This is a genomic window from Psychrobacter communis, assembly GCF_014836505.1.
GTDB classification, from domain to species: domain Bacteria; phylum Pseudomonadota; class Gammaproteobacteria; order Pseudomonadales; family Moraxellaceae; genus Psychrobacter; species Psychrobacter faecalis.
In genome coordinates, this window is record NZ_JACSQR010000026.1 from 1 (window position 1) to 17,038 (window position 17,038).

The window sequence follows — 17,038 nt, forward strand, 5'->3', positions numbered from 1 at the left end:
TGCTGAATAAGTCATAATCTTTTTACTTTTCATTTATTTTAAAACTACTGTACCACTTTTATAAAGGCTCTACTATAACGCTGATTTTCTATCAGAGGATAGTTTCAAACGTTTAACATACTTATGGTTTATTATTCCTAAGGAAGTATTCAATAGACATTTACGACAGCATCTTGACCCTGAAGTTATTGAAACTGTTGCCACACTAAAAAGTAACGAAGATTTTATAGCGGAAAAGCTAATTGCGAACGATATTTTAAAAAGAGATATTGAAGTAATACAAAAATCACTGGAAGATCAGAAAAGTGAGTATAACTTTGTAGGTTTATCAAACGGGTTTAGAACACTTAGAGAACAGAAGAAGAAAGAGCTGAATTGGCAAAATGGTGCATACTATATTCTAATGTCTATAATAATTCTACTAATAATCTCAAAATCTGTTTGGTCGGCTAATTATTTAGTTTCTAATAGTTTTGATAGTCCTATCTTTATCATAGTAACTATCTCAACAGTTTTATTCCTATTTATACTATTATATTTTTTTAGAATATCACTAGTTAATGTTAAGTCAATTAAATCTCAAATACTCCAAATTGATTTACGTTTAACTCTTTGTCAATTCATACATAATTATGATTCTGATACAAAAGAATTAAGAGAAGGTATGAAAGAAAGTTTCGAGAGATTTGAAAGTGTCATCTTTTCTCCTATCGTTGCTACTGAAGACCAAATGCCAGCAACCTTTGATGGACTTGAACAGTTGACAGGATTGTTAAGCTCATTCAACAGAAGCTCAAAGTAAAGTAGAAAAGTACAAGCGGTAGGCAGGATTGGCTACTCAAAATATTTAAAGTTAATACAGTAACAATTAAGACCTAATTTTCGTGCTAATATTGTCTCTATATTTAGAGCTTAATATTAGCGGAGAATAAATCATGCAACCAATATTTGCAACACAGACAGCCAGTATCTCAGAGTTAAAGACCAATCCTTCAGCCCTGATTAAACAATCAGACGGTGAGTCTATTGCTATTTTAAATCACAATAAACCCGTGGCTTATTTGGTTTCCACAGATATGTATGAGCGCATGATGGAAGCGATGGACGATATGGCATTAAGCCAAACGGTTAATGCACGGATGAATGACGGGCAAACACCTGTAAAGGTTACATTGGATGACTTATAATCTTGAATTTCATCCTTTGGCGTTAAAAGAATGGAAAAAGCTAGCGCCCAGTATTCAGCAGCAGTTTAAGAAAAAATTACAGCAGCGCTTAGCAAATCCGCGTGTGCCTGCGTCAAAACTCTCAGGACATACAGACGCCTATAAAATCAAACTACGCACCATCGGCTATCGTTTGGTATATATCGTCAAAGATGATGTCGTCGTGGTTTATGTATTAGCCGTAGGCAAAAGAGAAAATAACAAAGTATATGAGGCGCTTGCGACTCGCCAGCCATAATTAAAACACAGAAAGAATAAAAATGACGGAGGTCATAGACGTGCAATATACGGCAATCATCAAAGACGGTGGTTTATTTATCCCTAATGTATTTTCTGACCTAAATGATGGTAACTCGCATATCGTGCAAGTAGAAGTCGATATCGAGGAAGTTCGTCAGCAATTAGATAGTAGCGCAGTAGCGAAAATGGACGCGCCAAGACCAGCAAAAAAACCCGTTAAAAAGCAGACAAAAAAAGAAGTTCAGAAAGCCGTAGACGTGGAGTTAAGTACGCTGCGTAAAAGTGCTATCGATGAGCTAGAAGGCTTAGACGATAGTGAGCTTAGCGAGATATTTAAAGCCTATATGAATGATGGTCAAGAACAGACGCAAATATCTTTAGAGAACCTATAACACCGTTTTGACAATATCTTAGAACCGTATTTTAAACTTTTGATTCACAACTGTAGCACTTATAAAGGTGGAACTATGACTTACTCGATTTTTTCTCAAACGCCAAATAATGCACTAACAGAGCCGATGTTTTTTGGTCAACCGGTCAACGTGGCGCGTTATGACCAACAAAAACACCCTATCTTTGAGCAGTTGATTGAAAAGCAGCTGTCGTTCTTTTGGCGTCCAGAAGAAGTCGACGTCTCAAAAGACCGTATCGATTATGGCAACCTGTCGTCGCATGAGCAGCACATCTTTATCAGTAATCTAAAATATCAGACCCTACTCGACTCTATCCAAGGTCGTAGTCCAAACGTGGTGCTATTACCGCTAGTCTCAATTCCTGAGCTTGAGACGTGGATCGAGACGTGGACGTTTTCTGAGACCATCCACTCGCGCAGCTATACCCATATCATTCGTAATATCGTCAATGATCCTGGCGTGGTCTTCGATGACATTATGCAAAACGAGCACATCTTAGAGCGTGCCTCTGATATCGCCAAGTACTACGATGATTTGTACTACGACTCTCAGCTTTACAATATGTATGGCGCAGGCACGCATACCGTCAATGGCAAAGAAGTGACGGTTAGCTTAAAATCGCTGAAAAAACAGCTGTATTTGTGCTTAATGGCGGTTAACGTCCTAGAAGCCATTCGTTTTTATGTGTCATTTGCCTGCTCGTTTGCCTTTGCTGAGCGTAAGCTGATGGAAGGTAACGCCAAGATTATTAAATTAATCGCCCGTGATGAGGCGCTACATTTGACAGGGACGCAACATATCTTAAACCTGATGCGTAATGGTCGTGACGATCCAGAGATGGTTGAGATTGCTAATGAATGTTTCGATGAAAGCATCGAAATCTTTACCAAAGCGGCGCAGCAAGAAAAAGAATGGGCGGGTTATCTGTTTAAAGACGGCTCAATGATCGGCTTAAATAAAGATATCCTTTGCCAGTATATCGAATATATCACCAATTTACGTATGGAAGCGGTTGGCTTGCCAGTTGCGTTCCCGAACTCAAAATCAAACCCGATTCCATGGATTAATACTTGGTTGTCGTCTGATAACGTGCAAGTTGCGCCGCAAGAAACGGAAATCAGCTCGTACCTGGTCGGTCAAATTGATTCAGATTTATCCAATAGCGACTTTGACGATTTTGAACTTTAAGAGCTTTGAACTTTAAGAGCTTTAAGAGCTTTAAACTTTTGGCTTTAATAATATGATTGTCATGGCTTAATCTCACTATTTTAAGATTAGACCACTATCGTTTTAGCAAGATTTTATGATGAAAAATTACCGTTAAGGCACTTTACATGCGATGGGAAAATTAAGGTAAGGTTGAATTATGACTTGGGTAATGACGAGTAAGAAGCAATTCTACTTGCATGATGACGAAAGTCTGCTCGATGGATTGCTACGCACCGGACATGATATCAATTATCAGTGTAAGGAAGGCTATTGTGGCAGTTGCCGCATCAAGCGCATCGCCAGCTCACACGTTATTGATTATCCGTTTGAGCCGCTTGCTATGATTGAAGAGGACGAAATCTTGCCCTGCTGCTGCCGCGTGCAGGGCGTCATTTATATCAATCATGAGCTGATAGAAAAATAGCAGCGACATTCATAAAGTTATTTTTAAAAGTAAAAACGCTAATAAAAAAGCGCGCTATTTTGAAGATAGCGCGCTTTTTTGTTATCTCTTAAACTGTAAAGCACTATATGTAAATCATGGCGTTATAAAGGTGCGCCATCTCTTTCAAATAGCTGCAATAGCTCTTCGCGCATACGGTCACGCTCCGCTTCTGACATCATAGGCACTTCTTCTCCATCATTTTGTAGACTAGGATCGCCCATATCGCCAAGCGTTTCATCGTGAATGATAACAGGGCGCGCCATTGGTTCTTGCGCTGGACGCTCTTCTAGCAGGATTTTTACTTGCTTGTTTTTGCCTTGGCGCAGGACTTGAGCGTTAAGCGTGGTATTTGGCGCTTTACGAGCGACATACTGGATTAAGGTATTGGCATCGGTCATCTCAATACCGTCAATTGACAAAATAATATCGCCAATGCGTAAGCCACTCTTAGCCGCTGGACTTTTAGGCACGACATTAAATACTTCGACACCTGTTGAAGTTTCAAGCTGGGTTGGGTCGCGCAGCTGCGATTGGATTTCGATACCGAGCCAACCACGGCTAACCTTTCCATCTTTAATAATCGCATTCATCACTTGCTCAACGATGGCAGTAGGAATGGCAAAGCCAATACCCATCGAACCGCCAGAGCGCGAGTAAATAGCGGTATTAATACCAATAAGCTCTCCGTAAGCATCAACCAGCGCGCCACCTGAGTTGCCCGGATTGATCGCTGCATCGGTTTGGATAAAGTCTTCAAACTTATTAACGCCAAGTCCTGTTCGCCCTGTCGCCGAGATAATACCTTGCGTCACCGTCTGACCAACCCCGAATGGATTACCAATCGCCAATGCCACATCACCAACACGAATAGGGTCTTTACGGAAACCAAGGGGCGTCAAATCAGTCATATCAACTTTAATCACCGCCAAATCGCTGTCTGGATCGGTACCAATCAATTTCGCACGACTCTTGCGCCCATCATTAAAGGCCACCGTAATTTCATCAGCTTTTTCAAGGACATGAGCGTTGGTCACGATATAACCATCTTCTGAAACAATAACCCCAGAACCCAAGTTGGTATTGCCCTGCTCTTGGGACGGGCCACCATGAAACTCAAAAAATCGGCGCAATACTGGATCGTTCATATAAGGGTGTTCGGCCATCGTCTGCGTAGTATAGATATTGACGACAGATTGTGACGCGCGAGCAACGCCATTATGATAAGAGGCAATCGGTGCTGGTGTATCGGACGCCGGCGCTGACGCTTGCTGCTCGGCAGGCGTGGTTCTAGGTGGCTCCCACGCTTGCTCTGATGCTGTCTTCATACTCGTAAACAACCAAATAAACGCTGCAACCACTATCAGCAACAAAACCCAAGGCAACCACGTTAATGCGCCGGCCTTGTTATTGGTATTCCGAGATGACGACATATAAAAACCTCTCTATTTTAAAAATAGTTTTGTGAAAACAGTTTGGTAAAAACAGTGAATGAATGATGACTATACGCAAACGCTTCTAGTTGGGCAATGATGCCTAATAATACCTAAGACAAGATTGAATAATATAAGCGCTACGGATTCTATAGATTCAGGTATGCAAATTATAACTGGCAACATCGATAAATAGTAACGTATCGTGTACCGTTTCAGTTATCCGCGTTATCTACTCTTTTACAGCGCCATGCTAAAATGGCGCAATTAAACACCCTAACGACTTAGAGCAAAGTTAATTATAAACAGATATTTTGCTTATTTAGCGACAATACTTACCGCATTGAACGCTTGAAATTTGTAAATAACAAACAATCAAGAACCATCCGTAACGGCAACAATTATAAGGAAAGACCATGACCGAACACAATAGCTCGACCGAAACCTTAAACCAGCTTTCAAATCAGTTCTCAAGTCAGTTTTCAAGCCAAACGCCAAATAAGACGATTAGCGCGCAAGCTTTGACGGATTTTTGTGACGACTACTTATCAGCAGCAGCCTTTAAAGACTATGCGCCAAATGGCTTGCAAGTAGATGGCGGGCGACCTATCGGGCGTATTGTCACCGGTGTCACCGCCTGTGAGGCGTTGATTGACGCCGCGATTGCTGATAACGCCGATGCTATCGTGGTGCATCACGGCTATTTTTGGAAAGGCGAGCTTGAGACCATCACAGGCATGAAAGGTCAACGTATCCGCAAACTGATGCAGCATGGCATCTCTTTGATTGGCTACCACCTGCCACTCGATGCCCATCCTATTATTGGCAATAATGCCAAACTTGCTGAGTTACTCGATCTGAATATCATCGGCGCGCTTTATCCGCATGAAATGCATCCGGTTGGGAATATTGCCACTTGCCAGCCGCAAAGCGCTCAAAGCCTTATTACCCAGATTACCGCTGCCCTCGGACGAATACCGTTACACATTCCCGCCACCTATAACGCCGTACCCAACGCTGAGCCTACGCAAGCGGACAGCAGATTAATTGAACGCGTGGGTATCTGTACAGGCGGCGCGCAAGATATGATTGAGCAAGCAGCGCTGATGGGCTGTGATGCTTATATTTCTGGTGAAATATCAGAGCGCACTACCCATAGCGCCCGCGAGCTTGGCATTGATTATTTTGCCTGCGGTCACCATGCGACCGAGCGCGGCGGTATTCAAGCGTTGGGCGAACTGCTGGCTGAGCAATTTGGCTTGCCCGTGACTTTTATTGATATTGACAACCCAGCCTAATCATTAATACCTAAGGATTAGGCTGTTTTATCTACTTGCAACTATTCTCTTACTATTTTAAGCGCTAATTTTAGAGTTTTTCATTAAATACAGAAAATGCTGCTTAAGCGCAATCTTTTCTTATAGCCCTTTTTGTCACTGGGTCAGCCAAAACAGGGGCATTTTTTACCGTTTATAGTGCTATTGTTAAGTTTTATCGCTAATTTATTAAATCTACTTGAATAATATAATGAATATCCGCATATTAGTGCCTGAAGAAAGAATGTCTTGTCATGAGACTTCCCATTTTTATAGCTTCCGGTTATGGCGCTAAAATTTTTTTCATCGCTTAAAGCTCTATTTTTTAATAAATTAATAAGGTTTTTAACGGTGATCATTTAAATACACTCTTTGCCTTATTTAGCTGATGAGACAGTGGTTTTTAAACAGTATTTTTATTTTAGCGTCGCGATAAGATTAGAGCAAAATTTCTCTGATGGTGTTTTTTTTACTCGCTAGCAGACAAGGGGTATTACTCATCTTTATCGCTGAGCAAACCATATTATTAGCCAGCTCCTCTACTACAAACGATTTAAAGAGTAGCTCGTGATTAATATAAATGCAGCAACGATTAAGTGCAGTTGTACGGCGCTTATGCTGTATATTTGTCTCAATAATTTATTCATGACCTTACCTATGTTTCATATGGTTTTATAGCCAGTCTTTTAATCACTAACTCATTTTATAGCGATGAAGGAATCATCCGATTTATACCCTTCGCGCTGTGGTGCGTCTTTTTTTTAGAATGATGTTTGAAGTGCGTGCTTTATCTTCTAAAAAGTAGCTACCTATGCGTTAAATGATAAAAAGACGGTTGTGCTAACGGTTGTATATTTGATGTTAGCAGCGCCATATGTAAACAAGATGACAGCGACCTTATACTATTTATCAGGCTGATGTTATCTAAAATGTAACGCCAGTTTATGCCACTTATATAGCCATACGCTTTTTATAACTATATAAGCCGCATAAATTGATCAAGCATTTTTATGGTATGCAGGATGGCTAAAATCAGGAGACATCCATGCAGCGTATTACTTACCGTGTGAAAGTATCTGCACAAGGTGCCAAACGCCGTATTTCATATCTACTGCGTCCATCTAAGCGCTTACTGCACATCAAAAGTAACTTCGTTCCAGCAGTTGCACCTATCAAAGTGACTGGTTTTGCCAAAACCAAATTTTCCAAAACCAAGAAATTGGCACAAGTATCAAGCATCGCTCTGCTCTCTTTACCGGCTGAGAGCTTGACCACGATGAACGCGCCCGTGCCCGCCTATGCGCACGTTATGTTAGAAAACACTCTAACGGTTGCTGCTGTACCAGGTGATAGTACCTACTTTGCAACCGACGGTTTTCAGCACGGTTTTGGCTATGATTTAGTGCGTAGCTATGCAGATGGGCTTGGCGTCAACATCAATCTCAAAGCTTATGCTAGCGAAGAGGCGGCGCTCAGAGCCTTAAAATCAGGCGATGCCGATATGGCTTTGACCACCGCCAGTACCCAGCTAAAAAGCCAGCTAGATTTAGCCTCGATTAATGTCAGCTGCGGCTATGATGCCAGCTTAACTAAGAACGGCTTACACCCTAAAGTCAGTTGGACATTTAATTCCGCCAACGATCCATTATCGCAAAAAGCCAGTTACTTTTTATGTGATAGCATTAAGCTTGAACACACGCAAAAATTGGCGGCATTTTATAATCAGAACTTATTAAAAGATGCTTATAGCCAAGACCATTTTAAAAAGACCTTGACAGAAAAGTTGCCTGACTATCAATCATCGTTTCAAGAGCAAGCGCGCAATTATAATCACGACTGGGAGCTACTGGTCGCCATGGGCTATCAAGAGTCGCATTTAAACGCCAATGCTGTCTCTCCGACTGGCGTGCGTGGTATCATGATGTTGACCAATAATACCGCTAAGGCCATGGGCGTCTCTGATCGCGTTGACCCGTATCAAAGTATTGGCGGCGGCGCGCGTTATCTGGAGCAAATGAAAGCCGATTTCGCTGATGTACCAAAGACTGATCGCATCTGGTTTGCCCTCGCCGCTTATAATATGGGTCCAAATGCTGTAAAAAGTATCCAGCGTAAATTAAGCGCCAATGGTATCGATGATAAAAGCTGGGCAAACATATATGCTTATTTGTCGGAAAATAGAGCTTCAAACAGCCGTTATGGTCAGGCCATGCATTATGTGAGTAATATTAGAAGTTATCTTGAAACCATTAAGACGCAAACGGTTTAATATGGTCGTGCTAAAGGCTCTAAACCTTGAATAAAGTCTTAAATCTTGAACAAAGTAATGCCAATAAAAAAGCTGCTCTTATAAAAGAGCAGCTTTTTTTAATGCTTAAAATTTGTCAAATGCGATTACATTCTACATTAGCGATTCGGTACGGTTAAACGTTGACCGCGTTGTAGCATGGTATCGACAGCAATGTTATTCATATCGGCAAGCTCTTTGGTAGATACGCCATACTTACGTGCTAGGCCAATCAAACTGTCACCCGAGCCCACGGTATAACTGACCGTTGCTTTTGGTACTTTGATGGTCTGCCCACGTTGTAACTGGGCGTTGGTCGCCAAATTATTGGTCGCCGCCAAATCCTCTACCGATATCCCAAACTGACGCGCTAGCGCAATCAGACCATCGCCTGCTTTTACTTTATAGCTTTCGGTATTACCAAGTTTTTTACCAGCGCTGGTGCTACTGGCTGTTTCTGTACTTGCGGTGCTGCTCTTACTATTGTTGCTAGTAGCAGTACTGTTAGACGTGCTAGCAACACTGACCGTACCGTTTGCAGGAATGGTAATCGTCCGACCCAATATCAGATTAGAATTGGTTTTTAAATTATTGGCAGCGGCCAAATCACTTAAGCCGATATTGTAGCGCTGCGCCACGCCCGTTAACGTATCGCCTGATTTCACTTTATAGCTGACCGCTTTGTCATTAAGCTGACGATCGACCAAATCTTTGGTGACAGGCACTTTGATTGTCTGACCACGCTGTAAGCGCGCCCTAGCATCAAAGTTAGGGTTAACGGCTGCTAGCTCTTCAGGACTGATACCAACGCTATTTGCAATACCAATTAAAGTATCACCCGATTTAACCTTATAGTTAGTCGTTGCCACTGTGCTTGTAGGAGCACTGGTTTTCACAGGATTGCTAGCGCTACTCGAGCTAGTATTTGCGGCAGTAAAGTCTACATTGGCAGGCACTTTTAAGATTTGACCGACGTATAGTGAGTCCGTCGTACCCATATTATTTAAATTTGCCAAGGTGGTGGTCGGTACATTAAATTGACGAGATAGCGCAATCAAACCATCGCCCGGTTTGACTTTATAGTTTTTGGTAGCCGTACTAGATTTACTAGGTTTGGTCGATGGCGCAGCAGGCGTGGCCGCAGGCGCGGTGACTTTACCAGGCACCAACCACAGTTTTTGTCCCCGTAGCAAGTCTGCTCTACTGCTCAAGTTATTATAGGTGGCGAGCTGAGTCACTGACAAACCAAAGCGATTGGCGGTACCGATTAGCGTGTCGCCACCTTGAACGATATAGCTTTCAGGCTGGCTGGCGGCAGTATTGCTGGCACTACTCAATGGCTCAATAGATTTGGCGTTGTATAGGTATAAAGTACTGCCTGCGAGTAAGTTGGCACTCGCATCTATCTGGTTCCATTCAGCGATATCACGCCAGCTAACACCAGCACGGCTGGCAATATTTGCTAACGTATCACCACGTTTAACCGTATAGGTAGTACGCGCGCCTTCTGGTTTTGGCTTGCTTGCGATTTTTTTCGGGAAGCTCAGTTTCTTTTCTTGCCCCGTCGCCTCTAAAATCGACTGCTGCGTCTGAACGGCTGATAGGTTGATATTACCATCAGCGTTGACGACATTGGTTTCAGGCGTACTAATACGAATCTGATTGGCAATGTAATCACGTTCCGCTTTACTTAATGGCGGCTCTTGAATGATGGTATTGTTTTGCGTGATTTGCGCCGATGTAGTCGGTAAGCTGTTACTGCTCTTTAGCTCAGCATTAATCTTTTTGGTTTCAGCAGACGTCAGCGGCGGCTCAGTACGGACGGTACTGTTGCTACTATAAACGGAGCTGCTGGTCGGTGAAGCCGTTGGCGGAATATAACTGGTGGTCTGCTGTGGTACGCTTGCGCTCGCGGCATACTCTGCAAGGGCACTGCCGGTAGTCGGTAACGAGCCACTACTGGTGTATGGTTTATTATTGTAGCTTGGTGTGGTTGAGCCTGAATAGCTAGGTGTCGTGCTAATGCTGGTATTGCTAGAGGCAATCACATTACTGCTACCATTACCTCTTAACGAGCTAAGCTTGGCATCTGTCGTCAAGCTCACATCGTTTGGAATGATAATACGCTGCGGCCCTGAAGCGTCAACACGCGCTGATGTCAGTGCCGTATTTAGCCGTTCTAACTCATCGTAACTGACCCCTGTCACTTGCGACACTTCCGCTAGGCTCACACCATAATTGACCGGTACACTACGGAAATGCTGACGGTTAGCAATAGCAGGCAGATAGACGCCATATTGCTCAGGCTTGGCAACGATTTCAGCAACCGCCAAAAAGCGCGGTACATAGTTCATGGTTTCAGTCGGTAGTCTGAGCGACCAATAATCGGTCGGCAAACCACGCGCCGCATTGGCATCGATGGCTTTTTGTACCCGACCAGGACCAGCGTTATAAGCAGCTAGTGCCAGCTCCCAACTACCAAATTGATTGTGCAATGCGGTCAAAAAGTCGTAAGCAGCACGAGTTGATTCAATCACGTCACGGCGACCATCATAGGTGCTACTTTGATTTAGACCATAAATGCGTCCGGTACTTGGAATAAACTGCCATAAACCTGCTGCGGCGGCACTACTGGTACCACTTGGATCGTAGGAGCTCTCAATCACTGGCAATAACGCAAGTTCGGTTGGAATATTACGGCGCTCAGCTTCTCGAACGGTATGGTAAAGGTAGCGACTGGCACGAGCGGTCAAGCGGTTTAGATAGTCTTGGCGACTGGTAAACCAACCTTTTTGCGCTTCAATACGCTGATTATAAACAGGGCGTCCACCATTCATACGGTAGCCTGCACGCAAGCGATTCCACAAATCACCATATTGTTGAATAGCAAGTTTATTGCCCTCAACCATCGTCATATCAGTCGCTTCTAATAAATCTGCCAGCTCATCTAAGCTTTCAGCATCCAAGAAAGCCGTTGAATAATCAGCGCCCGTGCTTGGTTTAGTCACTTGGGTAGCGGGACGTTTGTTCACCACAGCTGAGCTGCCGGTCGCACCCGTCTTTTTTACCGCTGAGGTATTACTACAAGCACTGATAAGTAAAGTTGACACCGCCAGCGTCAATGGTAAAGCGATAAAGGAGCGAGATTTTGATGACACAGTAGACATGATAGTGGAAGTTTCCTAACAACAATAAGTGATAAAATAAAGTTAATCGACAGTATAGTACGCAATATCAAACAAAAACCAGCCTAATCGTAAAGATAATGCGCAAAAAGTCATTTGCCTTATCTTTTTTGATGGCTTACTTCATAATACAGAACTTGATATATGACTAATTTTTAGTTGATGGTCACTTGTGAGACCGCGCGTAAAAGCACTGCATTACCCGTAGATAACGTCAGTGTGACCCGCGACGAGGTGACAAATGAAACTTTTTGACCGTCTTTTACCCAGCTTTCATTAGTGGTGACATTGGCTTTGGCTTGGTCGCCCGTAATCACAATGTTATCCACCGTAATATCGTAGCGATAGTTTGACGTATCACGCCAGCTTCTTTGCAGCAGTTGCAGATAAGCGTCTTTATCAAGGCTGGTGGTTTTGCCTTTTCTGGACATCGAAATCAGTGCATCATCAGACACCAAGCGCGCAACTTGATTGGTGTTTTGGCTATTGGCAGCTGACTTCATAGCAGCGGCATAGTTTTGTACCAGCGCATTGCTCATGGTCGCCGCTTGCGCGTTTATACTAATAGCGCCAGCAGCGGCAACTACCGCTGTCACGCCAGCACTTTTTATCAATAGAGCAATTAGCCCTTTTCCCCATAGTCGTTTCATGATATTCCTTAGTAATACTATTATCATTATCGTCGTGTGTCGTTAAAGCCAAATAATATTATGGCTATAGATTATGGTCATACATTGACTTAAGATCTAAATCTATCAGGCGCTTATAATTCTTTTGTGTTTAAGGCTATTTGTGTGTAAAGCTTAGGTTAATTAACGACACATTGTTATGTTAGTTTTAGCCTATCACCCAAATCTCACAGCTATGTGACACCCTGTGTGATTATTGCGAATCTCACGCAAAACAGTGCTGTGCATTTATCTGCTTAGTCCAATTTTTAATGACCATTTTTCTCATGCTTATGTTCATTATGACCGTCTTCATAACTTTCATCATCGCTCAGCTTCATGCCTAAACGCTCAACGCGTCTGTCCATCATCTGCCGAGCTAAGGCTTGCATGTCTTCGACGCGATCTATCTCATCGACAATTTCAAGCCCTAATAAAGTTTCAAACACATCTTCTAAAGTTACCAAGCCTTTAACTTCGCCGTACTCACCAACGGTGATAGCAATATGAATACGGTTTTTTAGCATCAGCTCTAATAAATCAAACAGTTTCATCTTTGAAAATACAAAGGTAATATCGCGTTTAAACTGGGTCAGTGGTTTATGAGCGGCATGGTTAAATTTTGCCAAAAGCATATCGGTTTTTAAGACAAAACCGGTGATATTGTCTAAATCTCCATCATAAATTGGCAAACGCGAAAAGGTCAGTTTGGGACGGTCGACCAATAAATCAGCCACGGTTTTATGCTCTTCAAATGCGAGCATCACCGAACGCGGGGTCATGATATCTTCAACTTTAATCGCCCCAAATGCCAATAGATTACGAATAATACGCGACTCTAATGGATCAATCTGTCCTGATTCTTCGCCGATGCTGGCGAGCGCCGCAAATTCACGACGGCTAAACGCTTGCGGCTCTTTACCGCGTACCAGCAGTTTGGTTAATTTTTCTGAGAACCAAATCAAAGGATAGAGCAGCAAAATAATACCGCGGACAAAATAAGCAACCATGCCGCCCAGTTGGCGCCAATATATAGTGCCTAGGGTTTTTGGCATGATTTCGGATAAAAACAAAATAGCCAAGGTCATGAACGCCGAGAACAGTCCAAACCAAGCACTACCAAAGACAATCGTCGCCTGCGCACCCGCGCCAATCGAGCCCAAAGTATGCGCCACAGTATTTAACGTTAAGATGGCTGCCAACGACTGATCGATATTATCAACCTTTAGGCGTTTTAGCATGTTGGACTTTTTGGGGTTCGTTTCCTGCAAGTCAGCAATATACGACGGCGTCATACTGAGGAGTGCCGCTTCTGCTAACGAACAAATAAACGAGATGCCAATGGCGATAAGGACAAATAAAATAAGCAGTAGCACGCTACTAGCAGTAGGATTTGCTACCTCACCTGCTGCCCAAACCGTTTGTGGTAGCAAAGAGGTTAGCAATAGAATAAACGCGAAAAACGATTTACTATTAAATCTGGTCACATAAGAGCGACCATTGCCACCCATCGTCGGGGGAGGTTCAGCAGAAGCGTCTTTGCGGCAAGCGCGCGGACGGTATAAGCGAGGTACAGACATAAAAAAGGTAAACAAGTTAGGTAACCTAAACAAAGAAGAAAAAGGAAATCACAATATATCATGCGCAAGCGCCAGCAGATAGAAAATAATAGCCGATAAATGCGAATGCATTTCTACCCAATCACTAAAAACGCGCTCAAACCACTCTATTATACAGCCATTTGGTTTATGATAAGAGCTTGTTTAATATCAATGTTAATAATAGCATTTCGCAATAAATCACTATACTTATCAATTGCCTAGAAATTTACACCCACGCAATTTTAAACGTATAAAGTTAATATAAATTTATCATAGCTTTGTGTTAACTTAACATTTGGCTTTTTTTACCTACTCAGTAACTTATCCTTATATCCTTTATAATAAGAAAACGCCCACCATTATAACGGTCATGGTTAGTCCGTGAGTTTTAACAAAAACGCTCTCAGCCTATGATTAACAGTTACCAAGCCTGAGATTTTTTGTTACTATGCGTGTAAATTTATTCTTATCTATGACTTACTGAGAGAAATTATGAGTTTATTCATTCAAGCGGCCCATGCGGCACCAGAAACTGCCGGCGCTGCGTCAATGTTTGGTCAAATCTTGTTGCCGGTTGCCTTTTTTGCCATTTTTTACTTTTTGGTGATTCGCCCACAGTCTAAGCGTACCAAAGAGCACCGCGCGATGGTCAACGCCTTGACCGTTGGCAGCGAAATCATTTTTGCTGGTGGTCTTATGGGCCGTATCAAGGCATTGGAAGGCGATTATGCGGTTGTGAGCTTAAACAACCATACCGATGTTAAAGTACAACGTGCGTCAGTGATTTCAGTATTGCCAGCTGGCACGATTGAAAGCGTTTAATTGTCATTTAGAAATTTAATAATTGACAAACTTTTATTGAGCTTAATTGCTACTAGTTATCAATTATTGGTTGTAATGACTGTAAAATGACCGTAAATAATGTACGGTCATTTTTCGATTAACTGTTTACGCTTAACCGTTTTTTGCTTTACTATCATCGCGGATGATCGCAGTGGTGCAGAATTTAGTACGACTACTACCACACAATAGTAGCTCTCCATTTAATCACCTGCCATTGTTATCGCTAACTTCCCATCTGCTAACTTGTGGCCTGCGTCGCCAGTAGTTTATCAACTTAAAGAAGTGATTATGCAATATCCCGCTTGGAAATACTTACTCATCGCCGTCGTGCTTATGATTGCCGGTCTATATGCGGCCCCTAACCTCTATCCTGATGAACCTGCTGTACAGATTACCAGTGCCGCAGCAGGTACGCAGCTATCTGAAGGTATCTTAACTGAGTCTAAACGCTTACTTGAAGAAGCTGGTATCAATAATCATGATGGCACCTTTGAGGGCAACAGTGCGCTGGTGCGTCTCGATAATCCAGTCGATCAGCTAAAAGCTCAGGAAGTGCTACGTCAGAATTTGGGCGAGGACTATGTGGTCGCGCTAAACTTGGCACAAACGACCCCAGAGTGGTTGCGTGATATCGGTGCAAAACCGATGAAACTCGGGCTTGATTTGCGCGGCGGTGTACGTTTTGTACTAGAAGTGGATATGGATAAAGCGCTCGAGCAGCGTTTGACCAGCGCCAGTCGTGATATGCGCCGTGACTTACGTGCTGAGCGTATTGCGGTTAAAGGTATCAAAACCGAAAAACGTGGCGTGGTGCTGCATTTCGCTGATACTGATACCCGTAACCGCGCGCAAAACATCTTACAAGGCTCGATGGGTAATACTTTCACGCTACAGTCTTCGATTGATGAGCAAGGCCCAGCGCTAATTTTAGCGTATAACGATGCCACTTTAGATGAAATCAATAGCTACGCCGTCAACCAAAACTTGACCACCCTACGTAATCGTATTGCTGAGCTTGGGGTGACTGAAGCTTTGGTACAATCGCAGGGTGCTAGCCGTATCGTCGTTGAGCTCCCGGGCGTACAAGATACCGCTGAGGCAAAACGTGTCCTTGGTCGTACGGCCAACCTTGAGTTCCGTATGGTTGCTGAAGGTGCTGAAAACTATATGGGCGGTATTCCGCCTGCTGGCACTGAAGCGTTCCCCTTTGAAACACTCGATGGTCCGCCAGTATTGCTTGAGCGTCAAGCGATTGTCACCGGTGATAAAGTCACCAATGCTCAGACAGGCATCGATGAAAATGGCTCGCCTGAAGTCAGCATTACCCTAGATAGTGCTGGTGGCAAGCTCATGCAAAACGCTACCCGTACTGCTGTCGGTAAACAAATGGCGGTGCTGTTTATTGAGAATAAACAACGTATCGCTTATAAAGAAGACCCAGCGACTGGTGAGACGGTTGAAGTACGTACACCGTATGCAGAAACCAAAGTCATTAACCGTGCCAATATCCAAGCGGTACTGGGCTCGTCATTCCGTATTACTGGACTTGACAGTAGCGCTGAAGCGGCTGAGCTTGCCCTTTTACTACGTTCAGGGGCGCTAGCAGCACCGATGTATTTCGTGGAAGAGCGTACGATTGGTCCATCACTCGGTCAAGAAAACATCGAAAAAGGCTTATTCTCTACCCAAGTGGGTTATCTATTAGTTTTCGCCTTTATGATTGTTTTCTATCGCTTATTTGGCGTCATTGCCAACGTGGCCCTAGCAATTAACGTCATTATTATCATTGCTATCATGTCAATCTTAGGCTCATCACTCACCCTACCGGGTATTGCTGGTATTGTCTTGACCATTGGTATGGCGGTCGATGCCAACGTGCTGATCTTTGAGCGGATACGTGAGGAGCTGGCAAATGGTGTCCGGCCAAAATCCGCCATCGTCGCAGGTTTTGACCGTGCTTTTAGTAGTATTTTCGATGCCAATATCACAACCTTACTGGTCGCCTTTATTTTATTTGCGATAGGTACGGGTCCGATTAAAGGCTTTGCGATTACCCTCGCGATTGGTATTGTCAGCTCGCTATTTACCGCCATTTTGGTGACGCGTGCGCTGATACAAATTGCTTACGGCAAGCGCAAATCTATCAAACGTCTGAGCATCGGTTAGGAGAAAACT

At 43.3% G+C, this 17,038-nt stretch carries 14 protein-coding genes; 10 read left to right on the top strand and 4 right to left on the bottom strand.

The genetic code is table 11. The features are described from left to right. Window positions 1–664 precede the first annotated feature (664 nt). The 6 genes from H9653_RS09165 to yfaE all read left to right on the top strand — a co-directional run bounded on the left by H9653_RS09165 (window position 665) and on the right by yfaE (window position 3,512). Window positions 665–802 (top strand): hypothetical protein, encoded by a 138-nt coding sequence (locus H9653_RS09165; protein ID WP_191692018.1) that lies wholly within the window; start codon window positions 665–667, stop codon window positions 800–802. A gap of 133 nt (window positions 803–935) precedes the next feature. Next, on the top strand, window positions 936–1,187 hold the full coding sequence (locus H9653_RS09170; RefSeq protein ID WP_191692020.1) for a type II toxin-antitoxin system Phd/YefM family antitoxin: 252 nt from the start codon (window positions 936–938) through the stop codon (window positions 1,185–1,187). Continuing rightward, window positions 1,177–1,464: a type II toxin-antitoxin system RelE family toxin gene (locus tag H9653_RS09175; RefSeq protein WP_068408169.1), complete on the top strand. Its 288-nt coding sequence runs from the start codon at window positions 1,177–1,179 to the stop codon at window positions 1,462–1,464. The genes H9653_RS09170 and H9653_RS09175 overlap by 11 nt, the downstream gene beginning before the upstream one ends. A gap of 22 nt (window positions 1,465–1,486) precedes the next feature. Further along, window positions 1,487–1,858, top strand: a complete 372-nt coding sequence (locus tag H9653_RS09180; RefSeq protein WP_225211696.1) for a hypothetical protein — start codon at window positions 1,487–1,489, stop codon at window positions 1,856–1,858. Window positions 1,859–1,933: 75 nt separating this feature from the next. Beyond that, window positions 1,934–3,067, top strand: coding sequence for a class Ia ribonucleoside-diphosphate reductase subunit beta (nrdB, locus tag H9653_RS09185; RefSeq protein WP_068408171.1), 1,134 nt, complete (start codon window positions 1,934–1,936; stop codon window positions 3,065–3,067). A gap of 178 nt (window positions 3,068–3,245) precedes the next feature. Beyond that, complete coding sequence (gene yfaE / locus H9653_RS09190; RefSeq protein WP_068408173.1) at window positions 3,246–3,512, top strand: class I ribonucleotide reductase maintenance protein YfaE; 267 nt, start codon at window positions 3,246–3,248, stop codon at window positions 3,510–3,512. 122 nt (window positions 3,513–3,634) lie between these two features. On the opposite strand, the gene H9653_RS09195 is transcribed toward yfaE, so the two are convergent. After that, window positions 3,635–4,963 carry a S1C family serine protease gene (locus tag H9653_RS09195; protein ID WP_191692022.1) on the bottom strand — a complete coding sequence of 443 codons (1,329 nt, stop codon included), beginning with the start codon at window positions 4,961–4,963 and terminating at the stop codon, window positions 3,635–3,637. A 416-nt stretch (window positions 4,964–5,379) separates the two neighbouring features. Between H9653_RS09195 and H9653_RS09200 the strand changes: the two genes are divergently transcribed. Continuing rightward, window positions 5,380–6,261: a Nif3-like dinuclear metal center hexameric protein gene (locus H9653_RS09200; RefSeq protein ID WP_191692024.1), complete on the top strand. Its 882-nt coding sequence runs from the start codon at window positions 5,380–5,382 to the stop codon at window positions 6,259–6,261. A gap of 1,063 nt (window positions 6,262–7,324) precedes the next feature. After that, window positions 7,325–8,548, top strand: a complete 1,224-nt coding sequence (locus tag H9653_RS09205) for a transglycosylase SLT domain-containing protein (protein WP_191692026.1) — start codon at window positions 7,325–7,327, stop codon at window positions 8,546–8,548. Window positions 8,549–8,685: 137 nt separating this feature from the next. On the opposite strand, the gene H9653_RS09210 is transcribed toward H9653_RS09205, so the two are convergent. The 3 genes from H9653_RS09210 to H9653_RS09220 all read right to left on the bottom strand — a co-directional run bounded on the left by H9653_RS09210 (window position 8,686) and on the right by H9653_RS09220 (window position 13,999). Next, the gene (locus H9653_RS09210) at window positions 8,686–11,733 is read right to left on the bottom strand and encodes a LysM peptidoglycan-binding domain-containing protein (RefSeq protein ID WP_191692028.1); all 3,048 of its coding nucleotides are present in this window, start codon (window positions 11,731–11,733) and stop codon (window positions 8,686–8,688) included. Between the two features lie 173 nt (window positions 11,734–11,906). Beyond that, window positions 11,907–12,401, bottom strand: a complete 495-nt coding sequence (locus H9653_RS09215; RefSeq protein WP_191692031.1) for a nuclear transport factor 2 family protein — start codon at window positions 12,399–12,401, stop codon at window positions 11,907–11,909. A 287-nt stretch (window positions 12,402–12,688) separates the two neighbouring features. After that, window positions 12,689–13,999, bottom strand: coding sequence for a hemolysin family protein (locus H9653_RS09220; RefSeq protein WP_082894393.1), 1,311 nt, complete (start codon window positions 13,997–13,999; stop codon window positions 12,689–12,691). A gap of 513 nt (window positions 14,000–14,512) precedes the next feature. On the opposite strand from H9653_RS09220, the gene yajC reads away from it, so the two are divergent. Continuing rightward, window positions 14,513–14,842 (top strand): preprotein translocase subunit YajC, encoded by a 330-nt coding sequence (gene yajC / locus H9653_RS09225; RefSeq protein ID WP_068408182.1) that lies wholly within the window; start codon window positions 14,513–14,515, stop codon window positions 14,840–14,842. Between the two features lie 309 nt (window positions 14,843–15,151). Continuing rightward, window positions 15,152–17,029: a protein translocase subunit SecD gene (gene secD / locus H9653_RS09230; protein WP_191692033.1), complete on the top strand. Its 1,878-nt coding sequence runs from the start codon at window positions 15,152–15,154 to the stop codon at window positions 17,027–17,029. The last annotated feature ends 9 nt before the right edge of the window (window positions 17,030–17,038 follow it).

Bases quoted from the DNA above. Each gene is read 5' to 3' on its own strand.
- H9653_RS09165 (WP_191692018.1), top strand. From the start codon at position 665: ATGAAAGAAAGTTTCGAGAGATTTGAAAGTGTCATCTTTTCTCCTATC.
- H9653_RS09170 (WP_191692020.1), top strand. From the start codon at position 936: ATGCAACCAATATTTGCAACACAGACAGCCAGTATCTCAGAGTTAAAG.
- H9653_RS09175 (WP_068408169.1), top strand. From the start codon at position 1,177: ATGACTTATAATCTTGAATTTCATCCTTTGGCGTTAAAAGAATGGAAA.
- H9653_RS09180 (WP_225211696.1), top strand. From the start codon at position 1,487: ATGACGGAGGTCATAGACGTGCAATATACGGCAATCATCAAAGACGGT.
- nrdB (WP_068408171.1), top strand. From the start codon at position 1,934: ATGACTTACTCGATTTTTTCTCAAACGCCAAATAATGCACTAACAGAG.
- yfaE (WP_068408173.1), top strand. From the start codon at position 3,246: ATGACTTGGGTAATGACGAGTAAGAAGCAATTCTACTTGCATGATGAC.
- H9653_RS09195 (WP_191692022.1), bottom strand. From the start codon at position 4,963: ATGTCGTCATCTCGGAATACCAATAACAAGGCCGGCGCATTAACGTGG.
- H9653_RS09200 (WP_191692024.1), top strand. From the start codon at position 5,380: ATGACCGAACACAATAGCTCGACCGAAACCTTAAACCAGCTTTCAAAT.
- H9653_RS09205 (WP_191692026.1), top strand. From the start codon at position 7,325: ATGCAGCGTATTACTTACCGTGTGAAAGTATCTGCACAAGGTGCCAAA.
- H9653_RS09210 (WP_191692028.1), bottom strand. From the start codon at position 11,733: ATGTCTACTGTGTCATCAAAATCTCGCTCCTTTATCGCTTTACCATTG.
- H9653_RS09215 (WP_191692031.1), bottom strand. From the start codon at position 12,401: ATGAAACGACTATGGGGAAAAGGGCTAATTGCTCTATTGATAAAAAGT.
- H9653_RS09220 (WP_082894393.1), bottom strand. From the start codon at position 13,999: ATGTCTGTACCTCGCTTATACCGTCCGCGCGCTTGCCGCAAAGACGCT.
- yajC (WP_068408182.1), top strand. From the start codon at position 14,513: ATGAGTTTATTCATTCAAGCGGCCCATGCGGCACCAGAAACTGCCGGC.
- secD (WP_191692033.1), top strand. From the start codon at position 15,152: ATGCAATATCCCGCTTGGAAATACTTACTCATCGCCGTCGTGCTTATG.